Raw genomic sequence first — 23,467 nt, forward strand, 5'->3', positions numbered from 1 at the left:
ACGGATCAGCGCACGAAGGCGCCCGCATGCTGCGCGAGATCCAGCACCGGTCCCGGAATGATACCGAGTCCCAGGGTGACGATCACAGCCACGGCAATGACACCGGTGGTCATGATGCTCGGTGCCGCGACGGTCGGTCCCTCGCCGACGGGGTCGGTGAAGAACATCAGCACGATGACCCGGACGTAGAAGTAGGCCGCCAGGGCGCTGACGAGCACACCGATCACGACGAGCCACCAGAAGCCGCCGGACCAGGCTGCGCTGAAGACCGTCCACTTGCCGATGAAGCCGCCGGTCAGCGGGATGCCCGCGAACGACAGCATGAACAGCGCGAACGACCCTGCCAGCAGCGGCGACTTCTTGCCGAGCCCGGCCCACTTGGACAGGTGCGTCGTCTCGCCACCGGAGTCGCGTACGAGGGTCACCACCGCGAACGCGCCGATCGACGAGACGCCGTAGACCGTCAGGTAGAACAGGATGCTCGACGTCGAGGTGACCCGCGAGGAGTCGCTCGACCCGATGTAGGCACCCGTGAAGCCGACCAGCAGGAAGCCTGCGTGGGCAATGGACGAGTAGGCCAGCATGCGCTTGACGTCGGTCTGCGAGATCGAGACGACCGCGCCGAGGAACATCGTGATGATGGCGACCGCGACGATCGTCGGGCGCCAGTCCCACGACGAGCCGCCGAACGCCACGAAGAACACGCGCAGCAGGGCCAGGAACGCAGCGGCCTTGGTGCCGGCGGCCATGAACGCGGTGACCGGGGTCGGCGCGCCTTGGTAGACGTCCGGCGTCCAGGTGTGGAACGGCACGGCGCCGATCTTGAACAGCAGGCCGACCGCGATCAGGGCGGTCGCGGCGAGCAGCATGTTCTCGCTGTCCGAGCGGTTGGTGACCGCGACGTCGATGTCGGAGAGCCGGAAGCTGCCCGAGTAGCCGTACGTCAGGGCGATGCCGTAGAGGAAGAACACCGACGAGAACGCACCCAGCAGGAAGTACTTGAGCGCGGCCTCCTGGCTCATGAGCCGGCGACGGCGCGCGAGGCCACAGAGCAGGTAGAGCGGAAGGCTCAGCACCTCGAGTGCCACGAACATCGTCAGCAGGTCGTTCGACGTCGCGAACAGCATCATGCCGACCAGCGCGAACAGCGCGAGCGGGAAGACCTCGGTGTGCTCGACGCGGTGCTTGATCGCCTCGACCTCCGCCGCCGATCCCGGTGCGTCGGCCGCGCGGCCGGTGAACCCGCTGAGCCCGCCCTCGAGGCGGCGTTCGGCGAACAGCAGCATGCTCAGCAGCCCGAAGATCAGCAGGATGCCCCAGGCGAAGACGCCGGGACCGTCGATCGCGAGGGCGCCCTCGGCGGCGATCTTGCCGCGCGCGAGGTGGGAGGCGTCCTTGACGGGGTCCAGGTCCTGGAACACCCAGACCGTGTCGATGAAGGCTGCGATAATGCCGACGACGGCGATGCCGGTCTGCACCAGGAAGCGGCTGCTGCGGGGCCAGAACGCCTCGACGATGACGCCGAGGACCGCGGCACCCGCGATGATGAAGATCGGCGCCAGCAGGGCGTACTCGATGTCCGGCGCGGCGATGTCGGGCAGGTCGGTCGCGGTCGCGAACGTGGCGATCATTCGTGGCCCCCTTCCTGCGCAGCTGAGTCATCGATGTTGACGGGCGTCTTGGGTGCTGGGTCACCCTTGCCGACATGGCTGATCACGTCGTCGATCGCGGGGTTGATGACGTTGAGCAGCGGCTGCGGGAAGAAGCCGAGGCCGACGATCAGGATGATCGCGGGAGTCAACGACGCCATCTCGCGGTGGTCCAGATCGCTCACGCCTTCGTTGCCGGGCTTGAGCGGACCGGTCATGACGCGTTGGTACATGATCAGGATGTAGAGGGCCGCGAGCACGATGCCCAGCGTCGCGAATGCTGCGGCCGGGATCGATCTCGTGAACGTACCGGCCAGCACCAGGAACTCGGAGATGAACGGCGCGAGGCCCGGCAGCGACAGGCTCGACAGGCCAGCCACCAACAGGACTCCGGACATGATCGGGGCGATCTTCTGGACGCCGCCGAAGTCGGAGATCCGCGCCGAGCCACGGCGGGCGATCATCATGCCGGTCACGAGGAACAGCGCAGCGGTCGAGAGCCCGTGGTTGAACATGTAGAGCGTCGAGCCGGCCAGCGACGTCGTGGTGAACGCGAAGATGCCGAGGATGATGAAGCCGAAGTGCGACACCGAGGTGAACGCGATGAGCCGGCGGATGTCGTCCTGGCCGACCGCGAGCAGTGCACCGTAGAGGATGCTGATGACCGCGAGCACGATAACGACCGGGCTGGCCCAGTCGGAGGCACCGGGGAACAGCCCGAGGCACCAGCGGATCATGCCGAACGTGCCGATCTTGTCGATCACGCTGACCATCAGCACCGAGGTGCCCGGGGTCGCCTGGCCTGCGGCGTCGGGCAGCCACGTGTGCAGCGGCCACAGCGGTGCCTTGATCGCGAACGCGGCCATGAAGCCGAGGAACAGCAGGCGCTCGGTGTTGGTGCTGAAGTCGAGGTTCTGCAGGTCGCTCAGCAGGAACGACGCGTCGCCCTGGCGGGCGCTGATGACGTAGAGACCGACGATCGACGCCAGCATCAGCAGGCCGCCGACGAGGTTGTAGATCAGGAACTTCACCGCGGCGTACGACCGGTTGGGCCCACCGAACGAGCCGATCAGGAAGTAGAGCGGGATCAGGGTCGCCTCGAACAGGACGTAGAAGAGGAACGCGTCGGTCGCGGCGAACGCGCCGATCGCGAGGCCCTCGACCGCGAGCATCCAGGCGAAGTAGGCGTTGGTGCTCTTGGGGTCCGGCAGCCGGTCACCGAACGCCGCGAGGATCACGATCGGCGTGAGGATCGTCGTCAGCAGGATCAGCGTGATGCCGATGCCGTTGACGCCGAGCGAGTAGTAGGCGCCGAAGACCTTGATCCACTCGTGCTTCTCGGTCAGCTGGTAGCCGCCGGCGTCCTGGTCGAACTTCGCCATGACGACGAGGGACAGGACGAGCGTGATGAGCGAGACACCGAGCGCGACGTACTTGGCCCGGTGGTGCGGTGCGGCCTCACGAGGCAGGAGCGCGAGGAGCAACGCTCCCGCGATCGGAGTCGCGGCGAGGATCGAGAGGATCATGCGAGGGTCACCGCCAGGAGGGCAAGGACGAGGACGGCAACGCCGCCGAACATCGTGAGTGCGTACGAACGGACGTAGCCGGTCTGCGGCTTGCGCAGGAACTGTGAGGTGTCACCGAGCCGGTCGGCGACGCCGGTCACGAAGCCGTCGACGCCCTTGCCGTCGAACCACACCAGGAACCGGGTGAGGTGACGTGTCGGGCGTACGACCACGGCGTCGTTGAGCTCGTTGCCGTAGAGCTCGTGGCGACCGGCGCGGGCGAAGATCGACACCGAGCTGTCGGCCGGCGTCTCGGCGGCGATCGGCTCGCGGTTGTAGAAGAACACCGCAGCAGCGACACCGATCAGCACGACGACCGTGATGATCAGTGTCAGGACGATCGCCGGGATCGCGAGCTCTTCGTGCTCGGCGTGCCCCGTGATGGGCTCGAGCCACTCGCTGATCCAGTCGCTGACGAGCAGGATGCCGCCGACGGCGGACAGTGCCGCGAGACCGATCAGAGGCCAGGTCATGACGCGGGGCGACTCGTGCGGATGCACCTCCTCGCGCCATCTCTTCTCGGAGAAGAACGTCATGATCATCAGGCGGGTCATGTAGAACGCCGTGACGCCGGCGCCGAGCAGGGCGCCGAGGCCGACCCAGACGTTCTGGCCGAACGCCGCCTCGATGATCTTGTCCTTGGACCAGAAGCCCGCGAACGGCGGGACACCGATGATCGCGAGGTAGCCGAGGCCGAACGTCGCGAACGTGATCGGCATGAACGTACGCAGGCCGCCGTAGTGGCGCATCTCGACGTCGTCGTTCATGCCGTGCATGACCGATCCGGCGCCGAGGAACATGTTGGCCTTGAAGAAGCCGTGCGTGATGAGGTGGAAGATCGCGAACGCGTAGCCGGCGGGGCCGAGGCCGGCCGCCAGCATCATGTAGCCGATCTGGCTCATGGTCGAGCCGGCGAGCGCCTTCTTGATGTCGTCCTTGGCGCAACCGATCCAGGCTCCGGCGAGCAGCGTGACGAGGCCGACGACGATGACCGCCGTGCGGGCGGCCTCGGACGCGTCGAAGATGCCGTTGGAGCGTACGACGAGGTAGACGCCCGCGGTGACCATCGTCGCGGCGTGGATCAGGGCCGAGACCGGGGTCGGGCCCTCCATCGCGTCGAGCAGCCAGCTCTGCAGCGGCACCTGGGCGGACTTGCCGCACGCGCCGAGCAGCAGAAGCAGGCCGAGCGCCGTGGCGACCGACCCCGAGGCGCCCGTGATGGCGCCGTTGACGGCGTGGATCGAGGAGGTGCCGAACTCGGTGAACATCAGCATGATGCCGAGCGCCATGCCGAGGTCGCCGACGCGGTTGACGACGAAAGCCTTCTTGGCGGCTGCCGCGGCCGAGTCCTTGTGCTGCCAGAAGCCGATCAGCAGGTACGACGCGAGGCCGACACCCTCCCAGCCGAGGAACAGCACGAGGTAGTCAGAGGCCAGGACGAGGGTCAGCATCGCGGCGATGAAGATGTTGAGGAACGCGAAGAACCGGCGACGGCGCTCGTCGTGCGCCATGTAGCCGATCGAGTAGACGTGGATCAGCGTGCCGACGCCCGTGATGAGCAGGACGAACAGGCCCGACAGCTGGTCGAACGTGAAGCCCATGTCGACGTGGAACGATCCGGCGTCGATCCAGGTGAACAGCTTGGTCGACTGGGACCGGTCCTCACCGTCCTTGCCGAGCAGCGACGCGAACAGCACGACGCCGAAGAGGAACGACAGCGCCGAGGCGACCGTGCCGATGAGGTGACCGAACCGGTCGCCCTCCTTGCCCCACACGAGCAGGCCGAGGCCACTCGCCAGTGGGATGGCGATCAGCAGCCATTGGAGATCGAACATCGTGCTCCCCCTACGACTTCAAGAGGCTCGCCTCGTCGACCGAGGCCGAACGACGCGCGCGATAGATGGACACGATGATCGACAGCCCGACGACGACCTCGGCGGCCGCGACGACCATGACGAAGAACGCCGCCACCTGCCCGTCGAGATTGCCGTTCTGCCGGGAGAAGCTGACGAACGCGAGGTTGGTCGCGTTGAGCATGAGCTCGATGCACATGAAGACCACGATCGCGTTGCGGCGGACGAGGACGCCCACGCAACCGATCGTGAACAGGATCAGCGACAGCGTGATGTACTCGTTCACTTCTCGCCTCCCAGTCCCTGCTCGTCGTCGTCGAGCTGCTCGACGACCTTGTCGATGTCGTCCTCGAAGCCGTCACGGACCTGACCGCGAGCCACGAGGCTGTCCGAGATCGAGCTCTCGAGCGGTGAGCCGTCGGGCAGCAATGCCGGGGTGTCGACCGCGTTGTGACGGGCGAAGACGCCGGGCGCCGGCAGCGGACCCGGGTGGCGGCCGGACTCTGCGTACTCGCGCATGCGGCGCGCGGAGATGTCGGCCTGCGAGTGCCGGGTTGTGAGGCGCTCCTTGTGCGCCAGCACCATGGCCCCCAGCGCGGCGGTGATCAGCAGGGCGCTGGTGAACTCGAACGCCAGGACGTACTTGCCGAACAGCAGCTCACTGAGTCCGTACGGATTGCCGTTGCCGTTGGCGGCCTTGAGCCCCACGACGACGCCTGACACGGTCTGGCCGACCGCGAGGACGACGGTGACGCCGAAGATCAGGCCGATGATCGCGGCCGCGAGGCGCTGCCCGCCGATCGTCTCCTTGACCGCGTCGGAGGAGTCGACGCCGACCAGCATCAGCACGAACAGGAACAGCATCATGATGGCGCCGGTGTAGACGATGATCTGCACCGCGAACAGGAACGGCGCACCCTGCGCGGCATAGAGCACCGCGAGGCTGATCATGACGACCGCCAGGCAGAGTGCGGCGTGCACGGCCTTGCGGGCGAAGACGAGGCCGAGCGCGGCGATCACCATGATCGGCGCGAGGCACCAGAACGCGGTCACACGGCACCTCCGCCTTCGGCGGGACCCGGATTCACGTCCGCATTCAGCGCCGAGTCGATCGGGAAGATCGGCAGCGACTTGCCGCGGTAGTAGTCCTGGTGATCGTCGCTGATCATCATCTCGTGCGGCGGCTCGACCATGCCGGGCAGCAGCGGTGCCAGCAGGTCGTTCTTCTCGTAGATCAGGTCGGCGCGGTTGTTGTCGGCCAGCTCGTACTCGTTGGTCATCGTGAGCGCGCGGGTCGGGCACGCCTCGATGCACAGGCCGCAGAGGATGCAGCGCAGGTAGTTGATCTGGTAGACGCGGCCGTAGCGCTCGCCGGGGCTGTGCCGATCGCCCTCGGTGTTGGAGGCGCCCTCGACGTAGATCGCGTCGGCGGGGCAGGCCCAGGCGCACAGCTCGCAGCCGATGCACTTCTCGAGGCCGTCGGGCCAGCGGTTGAGCTGGTGCCGGCCGTGGAATCGCGGCGCCGTGGGCTTCTTCTCGAACGGGTACTGCTCCGTCACGGTCTTGCGGAACATCGTCCGGAACGTCACGCCGAATCCGGCGATCGGGTCCCAGAGGGTCTCACGGATCGGATTGCTCATGTCGTCACCTCGACTGGAAAGGCACGGTATCGAGGCAACGACATGATCGCTGCCACATGATTCGTTCGCTGGCGCTCACTCATCGTTCGTTCCTCGTGGGGGGTGCGGTGATGGGCGGTACGGGATAGCCACCGGCGAAGGCGTCGACCTCGGCGTCTTCATCTTCTGGCGACGGTTCCGGCTCCTTCTTCTCGGGGATCAGGAACGTCAGGAGGATCAGCACGCCGGCAGCGACGGCGACGCCGATGAAGACCTTGGGGTCGTCGAGCATGCCCTCGCTCTTGAGCTTGCGGATGAAGGCGACCGCGACGATCCATGCCAGTGCGACCGGGATCAGGACCTTCCAGCCGAAGCTCATGAACTGGTCGTAGCGCATGCGGGGCAGGGTGCCGCGGAGCCAGACGAAGATGAAGATGAAGAACAGCGTCTTGCCGAAGAACCACAGCAGCGGCCAGTAGCCCTCGTTGGCGCCTTCCCAGATGTGGGAGATGCCGAACGGTGCCCGCCAGCCGCCGAGGAACATCGTGGTGGCCAGGGCCGAGACGGTGACCATGTTGACGTACTCGGCGAGGAAGAACAGCGCGAACTTCAGCGAGGAGTACTCGGTGTGGAAGCCGCCGACGAGCTCGCCCTCGGCCTCGGGGAGGTCGAACGGGGCGCGGTTGGTCTCGCCGACCATCGCGATGAGGTAGATGACGAACGACGGGAACAGCGGCACGAAGTACCACATGCTGTGCTGCGCCGACACGATCTCCGACGTCGACATCGAGCCGGCGTACATGAACACCGAGACGAGCGAGAGGCCCATCGCGACCTCGTACGAGATCATCTGAGCGCTCGAGCGGAGGCCGCCGAGCAGGGCGTAGATCGAGCCCGAGGACCAGCCGGCGAGCACGATGCCGTAGACCCCGATGGAGGTCACGGCGAGGATGTAGAGCACCGCGACCGGCAGGTCGGTGAGCTGCAGCATCGTCTTCTGGTCGGTGAACGGGATCGTGACCTCGGGCCCGAACGGGATGACGGCCCAGGCCAGGAACGCCGGGATCGTCGCGAGGATCGGCGCCAGGATGTAGACGACCTTGTCGGCCGCCTTGACGACGATGTCCTCCTTGAGGGCGAGCTTGACGCCGTCGGCGAGGCTCTGCAGCAGTCCGAAGGGACCGTGGACGTTGGGGCCGATGCGGTGCTGCATCTTGGCCACGACACGACGCTCGAACCAGATGTTGAACAGCGTGTAGACGACCAGCACGACGAAGATCAGGACGGACTTGAGCAGGACCACCCAGAACGGGTCGTGCCCGAACAGGGGGTTCATGCGACTCCTCCGCTGATCGTCACGTGATCGGCATAGCCGGCGCCGAGTGCGCTGTGCAGGCTGGCGCCGGAGTTGGCCGGTGCCCAGACGACACCGTCGGGCAGCTCGGCGACCTCGGTCGGGAAGCTGACGATGCCCGCATCGGTCGACAGCGTCGCCATGCCGCCGGGCTCGACGTCGAATGCCTTGAGCGTGGCCTCGCTGGCCCGCAGCACCGCCGGGCGGGCGGTCGCCTTGAGCTCGAGCTGGCCGTCCTGGCCGCGGCCGTCGTCGATCATGAGGCGCCAGGTGTCGAGCACCACGGCGCGCTTGGGCGCGGCCGTCGTGTCAGGCTCCACGGTCGGGACCCCGATGCGCTCGCCGTCCCACGGGCCGAGCTCCTGCATGGCGGCCCGGACCTGGGCGACAGTACGGAAGCCGAGCGGCTGGCCCATCTCCTCGGCCAGGCCGGCCAGGACACGAATGTCGGTCAGCGAGTTGGGCTCGTGGAGGACGGCGTCGAACGTACGGACGCGCCCCTCCCAGTTGACGAAGCTGCCGGGCTTCTCGACCACCGGGGCGACCGGCAGGACGACGTCGGCGACCTCGGTGACCTCGCTCTCGCGGACCTCGAGGCTGACGATGAAGTCGGCGCTGGCGAGCGCCCGGCGAGCGGCAGCCGGATCGGGCAGGTCGTTGATCTCGACGCCGCCGATCAGCAGCGCGTGGACCGTGCCGAACCGGGTGTCCTCGAAGATCTCGGTGGTGTTGCGGCCCCGACGCGCAGGGACCGTTCGCACGCCCCAGGCCGCGGCCAGGTCGGTACGTGCTTCGACGTCGTCGAGCGGGCGGCCACCGGGCAGCAGGTCGGGCAGGCAGCCGGTCTCGGCCGCGCCACGCTCACCGGCGCGCCGCGGGACCCACGCGATGCGGGCTCCAGCCTTGTCGGCCGCGGCGACGAGGGCGCTGAAGCCGCCCGGGACCATGGCGAGACGCTCACCGGCGAGGAAGATCGCGTCCTGGTCGAGCTGGAGCGCGGCCAGGGCCGCCGGCTCGTGACCCGGGATCGTCTGGACCAGCTCACCGGACATCTTGCGCAGGCCGCGGGTCGCGTGGCTCGCGATCGCCACGACCTTGAGGCCGGCGCGCGATGCCTTGCGGAGCCGCAGGAAGATGCTGCCGTTCTCGTCCTCGGGCTCCAGGCCGACCAGCACGACGGTCGACGCCTTCTCGAGATCGGCGAACGTGACGTCCAGCGACGTCGTGACCACGCGCGACGCGAGGAACTGCGCCTCCTCCTCGGAGTGGGCGCGGGCGCGGAAGTCGATGTCATTCGTACGCAGCACCGTGCGCGCGAACTTGCTGTAGGCGAACGCGTCCTCGGTGGTCAGGCGACCGCCGGGCAGCACACCGACCTTGCCTTCGGCTGCGGCGAGGCCCTTGGCCGCGGCCGCCAGGGCTGCGGGCCACGAGGCCGGCTCGAGCTGCTCGGTCTCGGGGTTGCGGACGAGCGGCGTCGTGATGCGGTCACCGACCGTGGCGTAGGTGAACGCGAAGCGGTCCTTGTCGGTGATCCACTCCTCGTTGACCTCGGGATCGTCACCGGCGAGCCGGCGCATGACCCGGCCGCGACGGTGATCGACGCGGATCGCGGAGCCGCTCGAGTCGTGCTCGGCGATCGACGGGGTCGAGACGAGGTCGAACGGGCGGGCGCGGAAGCGGTAGTCAGCGCTGGTCAGGGCGCCCACGGGGCAGATCTGGATCGTGTTGCCCGAGAAGTAGGAGCTGAACGGCTCCTCCTCGTAGATCCCGACCTGCTGCTGCGAACCGCGCTCGATCAGGGCGATGAACGGGTCGCCGGCGATCTGCTCGGAGAAGCGGGTGCACCGGGCGCACAGCACGCAGCGCTCACGGTCGAGCAGGACCTGCTCGGACACCTTGATGGGCTTGGGGAACGTCCGCTTGACCTCGGTGAAGCGGGTCTCGCCCTGGCCGTGCGTCATCGACTGGTTCTGCAGCGGGCACTCGCCGCCCTTGTCGCACACGGGGCAGTCGAGCGGGTGGTTGATCAGCAGGAACTCCATGTTGCCGCGCTGCGCCTTCTCGGCGACGGGCGACGTGACCTGCGTCTTGACGACCATGCCGGCCGCGACCTCGATCGTGCAGGATGCCTGCGGCTTGGGGAATCCGCGGCCGTTGCCGGCGTCGGTGATCTCGACGAGGCACTGGCGGCAGGCGCCGACCGGGTCGAGCAGCGGGTGGTCGCAGAACCGCGGGATCTCGGTGCCGATCAGCTCGGCGGCGCGGATCACGAGCGTGCCCTTGGGGACACTGACCTCGACGTCGTCGATCGTCAGCGTGACGAGCTCGACCGGGGCAGCGCCGGTTGAGCCTGTCGAAACCTCGTCGACTGTCATGCCTTGCCTCCGACGGTCTGGGGGGCGAACAGGGTCGAGGCCGCCGGCGGGAAGAGCTCACGCGACGGCGTGTGCAGGCCGGACTCGAACTCGCTGCGGAAGTACTGGATCGCCGACGTGATCGGGCTCGTGGCGCCGTCACCGAGGGCGCAGAACGAGCGGCCCAGGATGTTCTCGCACAGGTCGAGCAGCAGCTCGATGTCGCCGTCCTTGCCCTGGCCCTCGTCGAGGCGTTGCAGGGTCTGGACGAGCCACCACGTTCCTTCGCGGCACGGCGTGCACTTGCCGCAGGACTCGTGCTTGTAGAACTCGGTCCACCGGAGCACACACCGTACGACCGAGGTCGTCTGGTCGAAGACCTGGAGCGCCTTGGTGCCCAGCATCGAGCCGGCCGCGCCGACGCCCTCGTAGTCGAGCGGGATGTCGAGGTGCTCCGCAGTCAGGATCGGGGTCGACGAGCCGCCGGGCGTCCAGAACTTGAGCTCGCTGCCGGGGCGCATGCCGCCGCCGAGGTCGAGCAGCTCGCGCAACGTGATGCCGAGCGGCGCCTCGTACTGGCCGGGGCGGGCGACGTGTCCCGAGAGGGAGTAGAGCGTGTAGCCCTTGGACTTCTCGGTGCCCATCGAGCCGAACCAGTCGATGCCGTTCTTGACGATCGACGGCACCGAGGCGATCGACTCGACGTTGTTGACGACGGTCGGCGACGCATAGAGGCCCTCGACGGCGGGGAACGGCGGACGCAGGCGGGGCTGCCCGCGGCGACCCTCGAGCGAGTCGAGGAGCGCGGTCTCCTCGCCGCAGATGTAGGCACCGGCGCCGGCGTGGATGATGAGCTCGAGGTCGACGCCCGAGCCGAGGATGTCTGTGCCGAGGTAGCCGGCCTCGGCGGCCTCACGCGCCGCGGCGCGCAGGCGGCGTACGACGTGCAGCACCTCGCCGCGCACGTAGATGAACGCGGTCTTGGCCCGGATCGCGTGGGCCGCGATGATGACGCCCTCGATCAGGGTGTGCGGCGTGGCCATCATGAGCGGGATGTCCTTGCAGGTGCCCGGCTCTGACTCATCGGCGTTGACGACGAGATATTTCGGCTTGGGGTTGTCCTGCGGGATGAAGCTCCACTTCATGCCGGTCGGGAACCCGGCACCACCGCGACCGCGCAGGCCGGAGTCCTTGACCAGGCTGATGAGGTCGTCGGGTGCCATCTTGAGGGCGGTCTCGAGGGCGGAGTAGCCACCGGCCTTCTTGTACGCCTTGAGGGTCCACGCGCGATCCGTGCCCCAGTCGGCGCTGAGCACCGGGGTGAGCGTGTCAGTCATCCTTGCCCTCCTCGGCAGTGTCGGCGGGCGATTCCTCGACCTTGGTCTCGGACTCGGCGCGTGAGGTGTCGGCCTGCTCGGCGGCACCCGTCTTGGAGTCGGCGGCCGCTTCGCTCGCGTCGCCGGCAGAGGCCTTCTTGGCATCGTCGACCGAGGGAGCGGACCAGCCGCGCTCGGCGGCGATCTCGAGGCCCGCGAGCGAGGGCCCGGCAGCGGCCGGACCTTCGTCGGCGAGGCCGTCCTCGAAGCCGGCGAGCACGCGCTCGGCCTCGCGCCACGACGTGATCGTCGCGCCGCGCGTGGCCTGCACCGGCTCACCGGCGCGGAGCTTGTCGACGACCTCGATCGCCGAGTCGGGCGTCTGGTTGTCGAAGAACTCCCAATTGACCATCATGACCGGCGCGAAGTCGCACGCTGCGTTGCACTCGATGTGCTCGAGGGTGACCTTGCCGTCCTCGGTCGTCTCGTCGTTGCCGACGTCGAGGTGGCCCTTGAGCCGCTCGAAGATCAGGTCGCCGCCCATGACGGCGCACAACGTGTTGGTGCAGACGCCGACGTGGTGCTCACCCATGGGGCGGCGCTTGTACATCGTGTAGAACGTCGCGACGCCGGAGACCTCCGCGGCGCTGATGCCGAGGATGTCGGCGCAGACCTCGATGCCCTCGTTGGTGACGTTGCCCTCGGTCGACTGGATCAGGTGCAACATCGGCAGCAGCGCGCTGCGTGACTGTGGGTAGCGTCCGGCGAGCTCGCGCAGCTCACCCAGCGTGGTGTCGGTGAGTGTCATCAGCGATCCACTCCCCCCATGACGGGGTCGATGCTGGCGATCGCGACGATCACGTCCGACAGCATGCCGCCTTCGCTCATGACCGACGTGCCCTGCAGGTTGACGAACGAGGGATCGCGGAAGTGCGCGCGATAGGGCCGCGTGCCGCCGTCGGAGACGAGGTGGCAGCCGATCTCGCCGCGAGGCGCCTCGATGCTCGCGTACGCCTGACCGGCCGGGACCCGGAAGCCTTCGGTCACGATCTTGAAGTGGTGGATCAGCGCTTCCATCGACTCGCCCATGATGTGCTTGATGTGCTCGGCGGAGTTGCCCTGACCGTCCGAGCCGACGCTGAGCTGCGACGGCCACGCAATCTTCTTGTCGGCCACCATGACGGGCTGGCCCTCCATGCCGGCGAGCCGCTCGATGGCCTGCTCGACGATCTTGATGGACTCCCACATCTCGTCGAGGCGGACGCGGAACCGGCCGTAGGCGTCGGGCTCGTCGCGGGTCACGACGTCGAAGTCGTACGTCTCGTAGCCCCAGTAGGGCTGCTTCTTGCGAAGGTCCCAGTCGTAGCCGGTGGCCCGGAGCACCGGTCCGGTCAGGCCCAGTGCGAGGCAGCCGGCGAGGTCGAGGTGGCCGACGCCCTTGAGCCGGCCCTTGAAGATCGGGTTGGCGTTGCACAGCGCGGCGTACTCGGGCAGCCGCTTCTTGAGCAGCCGGACCGTGGAGCGCAGCTTCTCGATCGCGCCGGCCGGCAGGTCCTGTGCGACACCGCCGGGGCGGAAGAACGCGTGGTTCATGCGCAGGCCCGTGATCATCTCGAAGAGGTCGAGGATCAGCTCACGGTCGCGGAACCCGCACGTCATGACCGTCAGGGCGCCGATCTCCATGCCGCCGGTCGCCAGGCACACGAGGTGCGAGGAGATCCGGTTGAGCTCGAGCAGCAGGACGCGCATGGCCTGGGCCTTCTCGGGGGCCTCGATGCCGAGCAGCTTCTCGACCGCCATGACGTACGCGGCCTCGTTGGAGAACGGTGCGACGTAGTCCATCCGGGTGCAGAACGTCACGCCCTGCGTCCAGGTTCGGTACTCCATGTTCTTCTCGATGCCGGTGTGCAGGTAGCCGACACCGGCACGGGCATCGCGTACGGTTTCGCCGTCGATCTCGAGGATCAGGCGCAGCACGCCGTGGGTCGACGGGTGCTGCGGGCCCATGTTGATGACCAGGTGGTCACCCTCGACGGCCGAGGCGTCGATCGTGTCCCAGTCCTGGCCCGTGACGGTGAAGACCGGCCCTTCGGCGGAATCGGTCGTGCTGGCGTACGGGTCGCTCACGGTCTCGGTCATGAGTAGCTCCTCCGCTGGTCGGGCGGGGCGATCGTGCCGCCCTTGTACTCGACGGGGATTCCGCCCAACGGATAGTCCTTGCGCTGCGGATGGCCGGGCCAGTCGTCCGGCATCAGGATGCGGGCCAGTGCGGGGTGGCCGTCGAAGACGATGCCGAACATGTCCCAGGTCTCCCGCTCCTGCCAGTCGGCGGTCGGGTAGATGCTGACGACGCTCGGGATGTGGGGATCTTCGTCGGGGGCGACGACCTCGAGCCGGATGCGCCGATTGTGGGTCATCGAGAGCAGGTGATAGACGACGTGCAGCTCGCGCCCGGTCTCGTGGGGGAAGTGCGCCCCGCTCACGCTGGAGCAGAACTCGAAGCGCAGCACCGGGTCGTTGCGCAGGTGCGTCACGGTGTCGAGCAGCTTGTGCCGGCGGATGAAGAACGTGATCTCGCCGCGGTCGACGACGACCTTCTCGATCGCCTCGTCGAGCTCCGTGATGGTCGCGAGCTGGTCGGCGACCTCGTCGTACCAGCCGCCATAGGGACGCTGGCTGGCGCCGGGCATGATGACCGGCCGGGTCAGGCCGCCGAAGCCCGTGGTGTCGCCGGTGCCGTGGATGCCGAAGGCTCCTTCGCGGACCTCGACGATCTCGAGCTCGACTGCGTCGCTCTTGACGAGCTCCGACTGCGTCTCGTGCGAGCCGTCCTGGGTCTCGGTGCCCTTGTCCCGCTCGTCCTTGTTGCCTTTTGCGTCAACCATCAGCGCATGAGCCCCTTCATCGCCGAGGTCGGCGTGGCCAGGAGGGCGACCTTCTCGTCCTGCTTGATCTCGTTGAGGCGGTTGACGCCGAGCTTCTCGTGCTGGATCTGGTCGTGCAGCTTGAGGATCGCGTCGATCAGCATCTCGGGGCGCGGCGGGCAGCCGGGGAGGTACATGTCGACCGGCACGATGTGGTCGACGCCCTGGACGATCGCGTAGTTGTTGAACATGCCGCCCGAGCTCGCGCAGACGCCCATCGCCAGGACGTACTTGGGGCCGGCCATCTGGTCATAGATCTGGCGCACGACAGGGGCCATCTTGTTGCTGACCCGGCCGGCGACGATCATCAGGTCGGCCTGGCGCGGCGAGGGCCGGAAGACCTCCATGCCGAAGCGCGCCGAGTCGAACCGCGGGGCGCCGAACGTCATCATCTCGATCGCGCAACATGCCAGCCCGAACGTCGCGGGCCAGAACGAGGCCTTGCGCATGTAGCCGGCGAGTCCCTCGACCGTCGACAGCAGAACTCCGGACGGCAGCTTTTCTTCAATTCCCACGTCGGCCACTCCTCGTTTCGTAGTGCGCCCGCGTCCTCACTCGAAGGCCGTGCCCGACGCGGGGCCCGGAACGTGCTGTGCTGAATTGGTCCTTCGCTTCGCTCAGTCCCATTCGAGGCCTCCACGGCGCCATACGTAGGCATAGGCGATGAACACCGTCAGCATGAAGATGAACATCTCGATCAGCCCGAACCACCCGAGCGCGTCGAAGGCGACCGCGAACGGGTAGAGGAAGATGATCTCGATGTCGAACACGATGAACAGCATCGCGATGATGAAGTAGCGGATCGACACCTTGCCGCCGCCCTCGGGCAACGGACTGGGCTCGATGCCCGACTCGTAACGGTCGAGCTTGGCGCGGTTGTAGCGCTTGGGCCCGGTCAGCGGCGCGATCGCGACGCTGCCGATGGCGAATGCGGCCGCGATGGCTCCCAGCACGATGATCGGCGTGTAAGCCGTCACGGCACCTCCCAGGCTTCAACCGACAGAGCAAGAGCTGTGTGTGTTCGTGCGCTTGTGAATTGCTTCACAACGTGATCACGGTCTCACCCTACGCCCGTCGCACGGACCTTGTAACTGAGGTCACACTAACCTCGCGCGGCGTCGACCCAAACCCACGGTTTGAGACCTGGGTCACACCGGCACCGATCATCCCAGAGGTCGGCGACGAACACCTCATGACCCCCATCCACAGAACGAGGTGCGCGACATGCACGATCCCTTGCTGACAGCCATCGCGGGCTCGCACCGCGCGCTCGACGACCAGCTCACCGCCGTCGGCCGCGCGGTGCAGGATCGCCAGGCGACCCGCGTGGTCATGCAGATGACTGATGCGTTCATGATCCACGCCTGCCGGCACGTCTCGGCGACGTGCGCCGTCATCCTGCCCCGTGCCCGACGCGGGTTGCCGGAGGGTCGCCGCCGCGTGCGGCTCTACATCCGTCAGGCCCGGCAACTCGAGCGATCGGTCGCCCAGGCCAAGCGCCGGCTCTACGGGGCATCCCGGTCGATCGAGCTGCCGTGGTCGTACGTGTGGGCAGGCCTGCGGCACGAACTCCATGAGCTCATGGCGATCGAGCTGGCGCTGGTCGAGGATGTCGCCGCGGAGCTGGGTCCGCGCGCAGGAGGTCATCTCGCGCGCCAGCTCGCGGGCTCGGAGGCGGGCAGCCCGACGAGGCCACATCCCCACTCGCCGCACACGGGCTGGACTGCGTCGTTGAGCCGGGTGCTGTGGGTGCGAGCGGACTCCTTCTGGGATGCCGTCGAAGGACGCATCGTCGCGGGTGCCGTCAAGCGGTTCAAGGCACCGGCGCGCTTCGCGTCCTAGGGGCGGAATGAATGGTGCAGCGCGACGATGCCGCCGGAGAGGTTGTGCCACTCGACCCGGCCCCAGCCGGCCTCGACCATGCGCAGCGCCAGCCCCTTCTGGTCGGGCCACTCGCGGATCGACTCGGCCAGGTAGACGTACGACTCGGGGTTGGACGAGACCTTGCGGGCGATGGGCGGCAGCGCGCGCATGAGGTAGTTGGAGTAGATCGCCTCGAACGGTCCCCACGTCGGCGTGCTGAACTCGCACACCACGATGCGGCCGCCCGGCTTGGTCACCCGGAAGAGCTCGCGCAGTCCCGCGATCGGGTCGACGATGTTGCGCAGCCCGAACGAGATCGTGACGGCGTCGAACGTCTCGTCGCCGAACGGCAGCAGCATCCCGTCGCCGGCGGTGAAGGCCAGCCGTGGACGCTCCCGCTTGCCGACCTCGAGCATGCCGATCGAGAAGTCGCACGGCACGACCGTCGCGCCCGCGTCGGCGAACGGCTGGCTCGACGTCCCGGTACCGGCGGCGAGGTCGAGGATCTTCTCGCCGGGCTGCGGGTCGACGAGCTCGACGACGCGCTTGCGCCAGCGCCGGTCCTGCCCGAGAGACAGCACGTCGTTGGTCACGTCGTACTTCTCGGCGACCCCGTCGAACATCTTCGCGACGTCGTGGGGTTCCTTGTCCAGACCGGCTCGGCTCACCTTCCCACCCTGCCACGGGTAGGCTCGATCATTGTGAGCAACCCTGCTGTCGATGCAGCGACGGCACCACTCCTGGTCCGTTCGGCGCCGATTGACGACCCCGGCCCGCTGCTCGCGCTCCTCCCCCCGAGCGATGCCCTCGCGTGGGTCCACGGTGGTGACGGACTGGTCGGCTGGGGCCGCGCGGCGGAGTTCTCCACTGCCGGACCGCAGCGGTTCACGGATGCCTCCGACTGGTGGCGCGAGCTGTCGGCCCACGCCGTCGTACGCGATGACGTCGACGTGCCCGGCTCCGGACTGGTCGCGTTCGGTTCCTTCACCTTCACCGACGACGCGGAGGGCAGCACGCTCGTCGTGCCCGAGGTCGTCGTCGGTCGCCGCGACGGCGCCGCCTGGATCACGGTCATCGGCCTCGGCATCAGCTCCGCACCGGCCCTCACGGCCTCGGCTCCGGTGGAGCCGGCCGGCACGACGTTCGCGGACGGACCCGTCGACAGCGTCACGTGGCAAGGCCTCGTCGGCGAGGCGGTGCGGCGGATCGAGCAGGGCGGGCTCGACAAGGTCGTCCTCGCTCGCGACCTCGTCGCGACCCTCGCCGAGCCCCTCGACGTACGCGCACCGCTGACCCGTCTCGCCGCCGACTACCCCAGCTGCTGGACGTTCCACGTCGACGGGTTCTTCGGCTCGACGCCGGAGATGCTCGTACGGCTGGAGCGCGGCCTGGTCACGTCTCGCGTGCTGGCCGGGACCATCAGGCGTACGGGCGACGACGCCCACGACCTGGCCCTCGCCGGCTCCCTCGCCCGGTCCAGCAAGGACCTCGAGGAGCACGAGTACGCCGTCCGGTCGGTCGCCGATGCCTTGGCGCCGCACTGCACCAGCATGAACGTGCCCGAGACGCCGTTCGTGCTGCACCTGCCCAACGTCATGCACCTCGCGACCGACGTCACCGGCGTGATCCGTGACGACGCCAGCGCCCTCAGCCTGGCCGCGTCGCTGCACCCGTCGGCGGCCGTCGGGGGCACGCCGACTGCCGAGGCCGTGCAGCTGATCGCCGAGATCGAGCTGCTTGACCGCGGTCGCTACGCCGGCCCGGTGGGCTGGATCGGGGCGTCCGGCGACGGCGAATGGGGCATCGGCCTGCGGTCCGCCCAGGTCGAGGGCGACGGCTCGGTCGTACGGCTGTTCGCCGGCTGCGGGATCGTCGCCGACTCCGTGCCGGCCGACGAGCTCGCGGAGTCCAACGCCAAGCTCATCCCGGTCCGCGACGCGCTGACCCCGCGCGACTAGCTCTGCAGCGCCTTCGCGGTGGCGTCGTCGGCCGGCAGGAACGCCTCGATGCTGAGCTCGGCAGCGGTCAGGTCCAGCGCCGTGCCGAATGTCGTCACGGTGCTGATGAACGACATCGGTCCGGCGGGCGAGTCCAGCACCATCGAGACGGCGACCCCGCCGTCGTCGGCGCCGGCCTGCATCCCACCCGGGTATGCCAACAGCTCCTCATGCAGGGCGCGAAGCGGCTCGGAGCCGCTCGCCGCGGCCTCGCGGGCCAGGCGGCCGAGCACGTGGAACCGCCACTCGGCGAGGTTGAGGATGCGTGGCGCGAGGCCTTCAGGATGCAGGCTGATGCGCAACGCGTTCGGCGACTCCAGCAGGTGCGGCGCCACGCCGTCGAGGATCGGCGCGACCCCGGCGTTGGCCATGACCATGTTCCAGCCGCGATCGACGACCAGGCACGGGTAGGGCTCGTACGCCGTCAGGATCCGGTCGAGGCCGGCGCGGATCGCCGACAGGTCCGGGTCGCCGATCGGTCGCTCGGCGAATGCGGGGGCGAAGCCGGCGGCGATGAGGAGCTGGTTCTGCTCGCGCTTCGGCACGTCGAGGGTCTGGGCCAGCTGCAGCACCATCGCCCGGCTCGGGCGTGAACGCCCGGTCTCGACGAAGCTCAGGTGGCGCGACGAGATGCCGGCCTCGATCGACAGGTCGAGCTGGCTGAAGTGCCGGCGCTGGCGCCACTCACGGAGCAAGGAGCCGACGGGCGAGGCAGCGGTCGCGGTGGTCATGCCGGCCACTCTTCCGGATCCGGCCGCGCTGGACCATGACCCCGAAGGTAATTGCGGGGACTACCTGGGCTGCACAGACTCATCGGCATGAACTCGACAACGACACACACCGTCACTGCCACCACGAGCCCGGTCAGCCTCAGGACCGCGCTCCTCCTCGATGCCACCATCACGGGCGCCAACGCCTTGGCGTACGTCGCCGGCGCCACCGTCCTCGACTCGCTGCTCGGGCCGTCGCCGGGTCACTTCGTCGCCATCGGCGCATTCCTCGCGGTGTGCGCGGCGATCCTCGCGGTCACCGGCACGCGCCGGCCGATCCCGCGCGGCTGGGCGATGTTCGCCGCCGAGGTCAACATCGCCTGGGCCGTCGGGTCGGTCGCCGTCGTGGCGTTCGGCTGGTTCGACCTCACCTCGACCGGTCAGGTCTGGACGATCATGCAGGCCGCGCTCGTCGCGGCGTTCGCGGCGCTGCAGCTCACGGCCCTGCGGCGTACGCCCTGACCCTCCACCGCGAGCGGTGACTTAGGGCCCATGCGAACCGCCGCGGTGGGCCCTCAGTCACCGCTCGACGGGAGTGAGGGTCGGCCAGCGCGGGCTGAGGTTGTCGCCGGAGGAGACGCCGGTGAGGCGGCGCTTGACCCACGGCGCGGCATGAGCCTTGGCCCACTCGAGATGGGCGGCTCGCCGTTGCTTGGCGGTGAGGGCTGTGACGCGCGGCAGCTCGGGCATCGTCAGGGCGTGCTCGACGCCGAGCGCGTCCAGCACCGCGATCGCCATGCGCTGGTGGCCCAGGCTCGACATGTGCATGCGGTCGACGTCCCACAACCGGTCGTCGCGGTAGTCGCGCAGGCGCCAGAAGTCGACGAGTGTCGCGCCGTGCTTGTCGGCGACCTGGCGGACGAGCTCGTTGTAGATCGCGAACCGGCCACGCAGCGCACCGAATACCGGCGAGCCACCCGGGTCGTACGCGGTGAACAGCAGCAGGTGCGCGCCGGCGTCGGCCAGCCGGCCCAGCGCGAGGTCGTAGGCCGCGACGAGCCGGTCGATGTCGATCCGAGGTCGCAGGACGTCGTTGGCACCGGCGTAGATGCTGACCAGGTCGGGCTTCATCTCCAGCGCCGGGTCGATCTGCTCCGCGAGGATCGGGAGCAGCTGCTTGCCGCGGATCGCGAGGTTGGCATAGGTGAAGTCGTCGCCGGCCAGCACCTCGGCGATCCGGTCGGCCCACCCGCGTACGCCGTTGGGCAAGGTGGCGTCGTTGTCGCCGACGCCTTCGGTGAACGAGTCGCCGAGCGCGACGTAGCGATGAAATGGCACGGGGTCAGGCTAGCCAGTCGCGCAGGCGTCAGTCATCGAGGAGTCCGCGGCGGCGGGCGATCGCCGCCGCCTCGGTGCGGCCCGAGGCGCCCAGCTTGGCGAGGATGTTGGAGACGTGCACCGACACGGTCTTGGTGCTGATGAACAGCCTCGAGGCGATCTCCCCGTTGCTGCGGCCGGAGCTGACCTGTTCGAGGACCTCGCGCTCGCGCGGGGTCAGCTCGACGTCAGACTTGGCGGGCCGGCGCGACAGGCCGTTGATCTCGTCGAAGAGCGGCCGAGCCGCGAGGCGCTCTGCCGTCGCGCGCGCCTCGCCGAGGAGCTGCTTGCCCTCGGCCTCGCCGCCGGCGGTCAGGAGCACCGCGGCCAGCCGCGTGGCCGACCGCGCAGTCTCGTAGGGGTCGTCCATGCCCACGAATGCCTCGTGGGCACGCCGCCACAGGTCGGTCAGCTCGTCGACCTCCGGCGCGTCGACCCCACACAGCCAGCGCAGCCGCGCGTGCTCGGCGTGCACGCGGATCTGCCAGGCCACGCCTTCGGGACCCATGGGGTCGATCGCGGCCGCCACGCGGTCGGCGAACCCGGCCAGCTCCGCGGCCTCCTCGAGCAGTGGCGCCTGCTCGGCTCGTCCCAGGGTGGGTGCCGCCGTGGCGTACTGGCCGATCAACAGCGCTGCGAGGCGGATGCCACCGGGAAACAGCTGCTCGTCCCAGGCCCGGACCTGCAGGTCGGTGAGATCGTCGAACGCTCGCCGGGCAGCGGACAGGTCACCGGCGACGCCGTGCAGCTCGATCAGGGCCGACGTCGCATGGACGGACGCAGAGACCTCGTGACGCCACAGCGAGCGCATCGTGAGGGTGCGCTCGATCTCGTCGACGTTGCCGCGCCCGGCGTGCACCATGAGGGCGATCGCAGCCAGCGAGGCGTCCGGGATGGCCGGCGCATCGGCACCGACGTTGCGGAGGGCGAGCGCCTCGTCCCACCGTCCGCGCATGTAGCAGATCAGGGCGGAGTAGAACCGGCCGTCGAACCCGTAGGGTCCCCACGCCCAGCCGGTCTCGGAGGCGCGGATCATGCCCTGCCGGAACGCGCCCTCGGCATCGTCGAGCTCACCGGCGTTGTAGTGCACGAAAGCCAGCTGGTGCAGCCCGCGCAGCTCGCCGAGCACGTGGCCGTCGGCGCGGGAGACCTGGACGAGCTCGAGGAAGCCACGCTTGGCCTTCTCGGGGTCGTCGCCCGTGCGCACCATCACGCGGGTGAGCGTCGCCTTGGCGTCGGCGATGACGTCGGCCGCGCCGATCTGCTCGGCGATCGCCAGGGCTCGTTCGCCCCACTCGATCGCCTCGTCGTTGCGCCGCCGGTTGGACGCGGTGCGTGCCTGCAGTGCCGCAGCCTCGGCCCTGAGCTCGGTCGGCTCGTCGGGCACGACGGTGACGGCCTCGAGGCTCGCCCGCTCGGACTCGCTGTCGAGATTGGCGTAGTAGGCGGTGTCGCCGATCGCCACGAGGAGTCGCCCACGCGTCTCGGGAGACGCGCTGGACGGCAGCTGGTTGAGGTGGTCACGCAGGAGCTCGACCGCACGGAGCAGGCGCCCCGATGTGACGAGTGTCGAGGCGGCGTCGATCACGAGCCCCACCAGGTCGGCGTCGGCCGGCGCGGCATCGACCAACGTCAGGGCCTGCTCGTAGTGCTGCGCCGCCTCGTCATAGCCCGACAACCGCTGCGCGTCCTCGGCTGCCTGGACGCTGGCCAGGAAGGCGCGCTCTCGTTCACCGGCACCGAGGGCGTGCAGCGCGATCTCGGCGGCCGGCCCGTGACGACCCTCCGACGTGAGTGCCTCGAGGTAGGCGGCGTGGATGCGTCGGCGCTCGCCGGGCAGCAGGTCGTCGCGCACCGCTTCGGCCAGGAGGGCGTGACGGAACCAGTAGGAGTCGTCGCCCACCCGCGTCAGCACCTTGTGGTCGATCGCGGAGCGGAGGGCGTCGTCGAGCTCGTCCTCCTTGAGCCCGACGACACGCGTGAGGACCGTGTAGTCGTGACGCGCGTCGGAGCACGCCGCAGCGCGTACGAGCCGGCGGGCATTGTCGTCGAGCCGCTCGAGGCGCATCAGGAGGAGGTCGGCGAGGGTCTCGGGCAGCGCTCCGTCGGCGCTGGAGAGGCCGGCATCGAGCAGCTCCTCGGCGAAGAACGCGTTGCCGGCCGCACGGCGTACGACCGCGAGCAGGTTGTCGCTCTCCAGCGCATCGGCACCGTGCGCACGGATGAGGTCGACCACGTCGGCGTCATCGAGCGGCTCGAGCTCGATGCGGCGTACGCCCGGGAGGCGTACCCACTCCGAGAGTGCCTGGCGCAGAGGGTGCCGGCGGTGGAGGTCGTCGGCGCGGTAGCTGACGACGACGTGCACCGGGCCGTGGAAGCCGTGCGACAGGACGAAGCGGATGAGGTGGCGGGTCGAGGCGTCGGCCCAGTGGGCGTCCTCGATCACGAGGAGCAGGGGCTGGTCGGCGGCGAGCGAGTCGAGCCCGGCAACGACGGAGGCGAACAGCTCGGCACGCTCGACGCCGTCACCGGGGGCGGACGTGGGCCAGGGCAGGAGCGGGCCGAGGGCCGGGAAACGTGAAGCCAGCTCGTCGCGCTCGGCGTCATCGACGGAGGCGAACGCCTCGGAGAACGGCTGGTAGGGCGGGGCGCTGTCGCCGAGGTCGAGGCAGTGGCCCGCCAGCACGCGGTGGCCGGCGGCGCGCGCGCGAGCACCGAGCTCGCGCAGCAGGCGGGTCTTGCCGATGCCGGCGTCGCCGCCGATCAGCACGACGTCACGTGCGGCGGGGTCGGTCACACCGGCCGCCTCGAGCAGCTGCTCGAGCTCGCGGACGCGTCCGATGAGGGGCGTGGCGGGCGCGCGGTCGTTGGCCATGTCCCCAA

At 68.8% G+C, this 23,467-nt stretch carries 21 protein-coding genes; 3 read left to right on the forward strand and 18 right to left on the reverse strand.

Translation table 11 applies throughout. The features are described from left to right. Positions 1-5 precede the first annotated feature (5 nt). The 14 genes from nuoN to BOSE46_RS18060 all read right to left on the reverse strand — a co-directional run bounded on the left by nuoN (position 6) and on the right by BOSE46_RS18060 (position 15,614). A complete protein-coding gene (gene nuoN / locus BOSE46_RS17995; RefSeq protein ID WP_159541542.1) occupies positions 6-1,631 on the reverse strand; it encodes an NADH-quinone oxidoreductase subunit NuoN in 1,626 nt (541 codons plus the stop codon). Next, the gene (locus BOSE46_RS18000) at positions 1,628-3,175 is read right to left on the reverse strand and encodes an NADH-quinone oxidoreductase subunit M (protein WP_159541543.1); all 1,548 of its coding nucleotides are present in this window, start codon (positions 3,173-3,175) and stop codon (positions 1,628-1,630) included. The genes nuoN and BOSE46_RS18000 overlap by 4 nt, the downstream gene beginning before the upstream one ends. Further along, entirely contained in the window at positions 3,172-5,049 is a 1,878-nt protein-coding gene (gene nuoL / locus BOSE46_RS18005) for an NADH-quinone oxidoreductase subunit L (protein WP_159541544.1), read from the reverse strand. The genes BOSE46_RS18000 and nuoL overlap by 4 nt, the downstream gene beginning before the upstream one ends. Positions 5,050-5,059: 10 nt before the next feature. Continuing rightward, positions 5,060-5,353 carry an NADH-quinone oxidoreductase subunit NuoK gene (gene nuoK, locus BOSE46_RS18010; protein WP_159541545.1) on the reverse strand — a complete coding sequence of 98 codons (294 nt, stop codon included), beginning with the start codon at positions 5,351-5,353 and terminating at the stop codon, positions 5,060-5,062. Next, complete coding sequence (locus BOSE46_RS18015) at positions 5,350-6,090, reverse strand: NADH-quinone oxidoreductase subunit J (protein WP_159542925.1); 741 nt, start codon at positions 6,088-6,090, stop codon at positions 5,350-5,352. Before BOSE46_RS18015 ends, nuoK begins: the two co-directional genes overlap by 4 nt. Before the next feature lie 26 nt (positions 6,091-6,116). Then, a complete protein-coding gene (nuoI, locus tag BOSE46_RS18020) occupies positions 6,117-6,707 on the reverse strand; it encodes an NADH-quinone oxidoreductase subunit NuoI (protein WP_159541546.1) in 591 nt (196 codons plus the stop codon). A gap of 79 nt (positions 6,708-6,786) precedes the next feature. After that, positions 6,787-8,022, reverse strand: a complete 1,236-nt coding sequence (gene nuoH / locus BOSE46_RS18025; protein WP_159541547.1) for an NADH-quinone oxidoreductase subunit NuoH — start codon at positions 8,020-8,022, stop codon at positions 6,787-6,789. Then, the gene (locus BOSE46_RS18030; protein ID WP_159541548.1) at positions 8,019-10,418 is read right to left on the reverse strand and encodes an NADH-quinone oxidoreductase subunit G; all 2,400 of its coding nucleotides are present in this window, start codon (positions 10,416-10,418) and stop codon (positions 8,019-8,021) included. Before BOSE46_RS18030 ends, nuoH begins: the two co-directional genes overlap by 4 nt. Beyond that, positions 10,415-11,734, reverse strand: a complete 1,320-nt coding sequence (nuoF, locus tag BOSE46_RS18035) for an NADH-quinone oxidoreductase subunit NuoF (RefSeq protein ID WP_159541549.1) — start codon at positions 11,732-11,734, stop codon at positions 10,415-10,417. Before nuoF ends, BOSE46_RS18030 begins: the two co-directional genes overlap by 4 nt. Beyond that, positions 11,727-12,521, reverse strand: coding sequence for an NADH-quinone oxidoreductase subunit NuoE (nuoE, locus tag BOSE46_RS18040; RefSeq protein WP_159541550.1), 795 nt, complete (start codon positions 12,519-12,521; stop codon positions 11,727-11,729). Before nuoE ends, nuoF begins: the two co-directional genes overlap by 8 nt. Next, the gene (locus BOSE46_RS18045) at positions 12,521-13,852 is read right to left on the reverse strand and encodes an NADH-quinone oxidoreductase subunit D (protein WP_159541551.1); all 1,332 of its coding nucleotides are present in this window, start codon (positions 13,850-13,852) and stop codon (positions 12,521-12,523) included. Before BOSE46_RS18045 ends, nuoE begins: the two co-directional genes overlap by 1 nt. Then, entirely contained in the window at positions 13,849-14,598 is a 750-nt protein-coding gene (locus tag BOSE46_RS18050) for an NADH-quinone oxidoreductase subunit C (RefSeq protein WP_159541552.1), read from the reverse strand. Before BOSE46_RS18050 ends, BOSE46_RS18045 begins: the two co-directional genes overlap by 4 nt. Further along, positions 14,598-15,152, reverse strand: coding sequence for an NADH-quinone oxidoreductase subunit B family protein (locus tag BOSE46_RS18055; RefSeq protein WP_149688694.1), 555 nt, complete (start codon positions 15,150-15,152; stop codon positions 14,598-14,600). The genes BOSE46_RS18050 and BOSE46_RS18055 overlap by 1 nt, the downstream gene beginning before the upstream one ends. A gap of 102 nt (positions 15,153-15,254) precedes the next feature. Further along, positions 15,255-15,614: an NADH-quinone oxidoreductase subunit A gene (locus BOSE46_RS18060; RefSeq protein WP_056209772.1), complete on the reverse strand. Its 360-nt coding sequence runs from the start codon at positions 15,612-15,614 to the stop codon at positions 15,255-15,257. A gap of 247 nt (positions 15,615-15,861) precedes the next feature. On the opposite strand from BOSE46_RS18060, the gene BOSE46_RS18065 reads away from it, so the two are divergent. Beyond that, the gene (locus tag BOSE46_RS18065) at positions 15,862-16,479 is read left to right on the forward strand and encodes a hypothetical protein (protein ID WP_159541553.1); all 618 of its coding nucleotides are present in this window, start codon (positions 15,862-15,864) and stop codon (positions 16,477-16,479) included. Here BOSE46_RS18065 and BOSE46_RS18070 read toward each other — a convergent pair. After that, positions 16,476-17,168, reverse strand: coding sequence for a demethylmenaquinone methyltransferase (locus tag BOSE46_RS18070; protein ID WP_159541554.1), 693 nt, complete (start codon positions 17,166-17,168; stop codon positions 16,476-16,478). The genes BOSE46_RS18065 and BOSE46_RS18070 overlap by 4 nt on opposite strands. Positions 17,169-17,201: 33 nt before the next feature. On the opposite strand from BOSE46_RS18070, the gene BOSE46_RS18075 reads away from it, so the two are divergent. Beyond that, complete coding sequence (locus tag BOSE46_RS18075; RefSeq protein ID WP_159541555.1) at positions 17,202-18,458, forward strand: isochorismate synthase MenF; 1,257 nt, start codon at positions 17,202-17,204, stop codon at positions 18,456-18,458. Here BOSE46_RS18075 and BOSE46_RS18080 read toward each other — a convergent pair. Beyond that, positions 18,455-19,228 (reverse strand): helix-turn-helix domain-containing protein, encoded by a 774-nt coding sequence (locus BOSE46_RS18080; RefSeq protein ID WP_159541556.1) that lies wholly within the window; start codon positions 19,226-19,228, stop codon positions 18,455-18,457. The genes BOSE46_RS18075 and BOSE46_RS18080 overlap by 4 nt on opposite strands. 87 nt (positions 19,229-19,315) lie before the next feature. Between BOSE46_RS18080 and BOSE46_RS18085 the strand changes: the two genes are divergently transcribed. Next, positions 19,316-19,729 (forward strand): hypothetical protein, encoded by a 414-nt coding sequence (locus BOSE46_RS18085; protein ID WP_159541557.1) that lies wholly within the window; start codon positions 19,316-19,318, stop codon positions 19,727-19,729. A 57-nt stretch (positions 19,730-19,786) separates the two neighbouring features. Here the strand turns inward: BOSE46_RS18085 and BOSE46_RS18090 are convergent, their stop codons facing one another. Beyond that, positions 19,787-20,545 carry an SGNH/GDSL hydrolase family protein gene (locus BOSE46_RS18090; RefSeq protein WP_159541558.1) on the reverse strand — a complete coding sequence of 253 codons (759 nt, stop codon included), beginning with the start codon at positions 20,543-20,545 and terminating at the stop codon, positions 19,787-19,789. 28 nt (positions 20,546-20,573) lie between these two features. Continuing rightward, positions 20,574-23,459 carry a helix-turn-helix transcriptional regulator gene (locus tag BOSE46_RS21625; RefSeq protein ID WP_159541559.1) on the reverse strand — a complete coding sequence of 962 codons (2,886 nt, stop codon included), beginning with the start codon at positions 23,457-23,459 and terminating at the stop codon, positions 20,574-20,576. Positions 23,460-23,467: the final 8 nt, after the last annotated feature.

It is taken from the genome of Aeromicrobium sp. 9AM, assembly GCF_902506105.1.
In the GTDB taxonomy this organism is placed as follows: Bacteria; Actinomycetota; Actinomycetes; order Propionibacteriales; family Nocardioidaceae; genus Aeromicrobium.

Coding starts and splice junctions, on each gene's coding strand:
- nuoN (WP_159541542.1), bottom strand. CDS start 1,631: ATGATCGCCACGTTCGCGACCGCGACCGACCTGCCCGACATCGCCGCG.
- BOSE46_RS18000 (WP_159541543.1), bottom strand. CDS start 3,175: ATGATCCTCTCGATCCTCGCCGCGACTCCGATCGCGGGAGCGTTGCTC.
- nuoL (WP_159541544.1), bottom strand. CDS start 5,049: ATGTTCGATCTCCAATGGCTGCTGATCGCCATCCCACTGGCGAGTGGC.
- BOSE46_RS18015 (WP_159542925.1), bottom strand. CDS start 6,090: ATGGTGATCGCCGCGCTCGGCCTCGTCTTCGCCCGCAAGGCCGTGCAC.
- nuoI (WP_159541546.1), bottom strand. CDS start 6,707: ATGAGCAATCCGATCCGTGAGACCCTCTGGGACCCGATCGCCGGATTC.
- nuoH (WP_159541547.1), bottom strand. CDS start 8,022: ATGAACCCCCTGTTCGGGCACGACCCGTTCTGGGTGGTCCTGCTCAAG.
- BOSE46_RS18030 (WP_159541548.1), bottom strand. CDS start 10,418: ATGACAGTCGACGAGGTTTCGACAGGCTCAACCGGCGCTGCCCCGGTC.
- nuoF (WP_159541549.1), bottom strand. CDS start 11,734: ATGACTGACACGCTCACCCCGGTGCTCAGCGCCGACTGGGGCACGGAT.
- nuoE (WP_159541550.1), bottom strand. CDS start 12,521: ATGACACTCACCGACACCACGCTGGGTGAGCTGCGCGAGCTCGCCGGA.
- BOSE46_RS18045 (WP_159541551.1), bottom strand. CDS start 13,852: ATGACCGAGACCGTGAGCGACCCGTACGCCAGCACGACCGATTCCGCC.
- BOSE46_RS18050 (WP_159541552.1), bottom strand. CDS start 14,598: ATGGTTGACGCAAAAGGCAACAAGGACGAGCGGGACAAGGGCACCGAG.
- BOSE46_RS18065 (WP_159541553.1), top strand. CDS start 15,862: ATGCACGATCCCTTGCTGACAGCCATCGCGGGCTCGCACCGCGCGCTC.
- BOSE46_RS18080 (WP_159541556.1), bottom strand. CDS start 19,228: ATGACCACCGCGACCGCTGCCTCGCCCGTCGGCTCCTTGCTCCGTGAG.
- BOSE46_RS18085 (WP_159541557.1), top strand. CDS start 19,316: ATGAACTCGACAACGACACACACCGTCACTGCCACCACGAGCCCGGTC.
- BOSE46_RS21625 (WP_159541559.1), bottom strand. CDS start 23,459: ATGGCCAACGACCGCGCGCCCGCCACGCCCCTCATCGGACGCGTCCGC.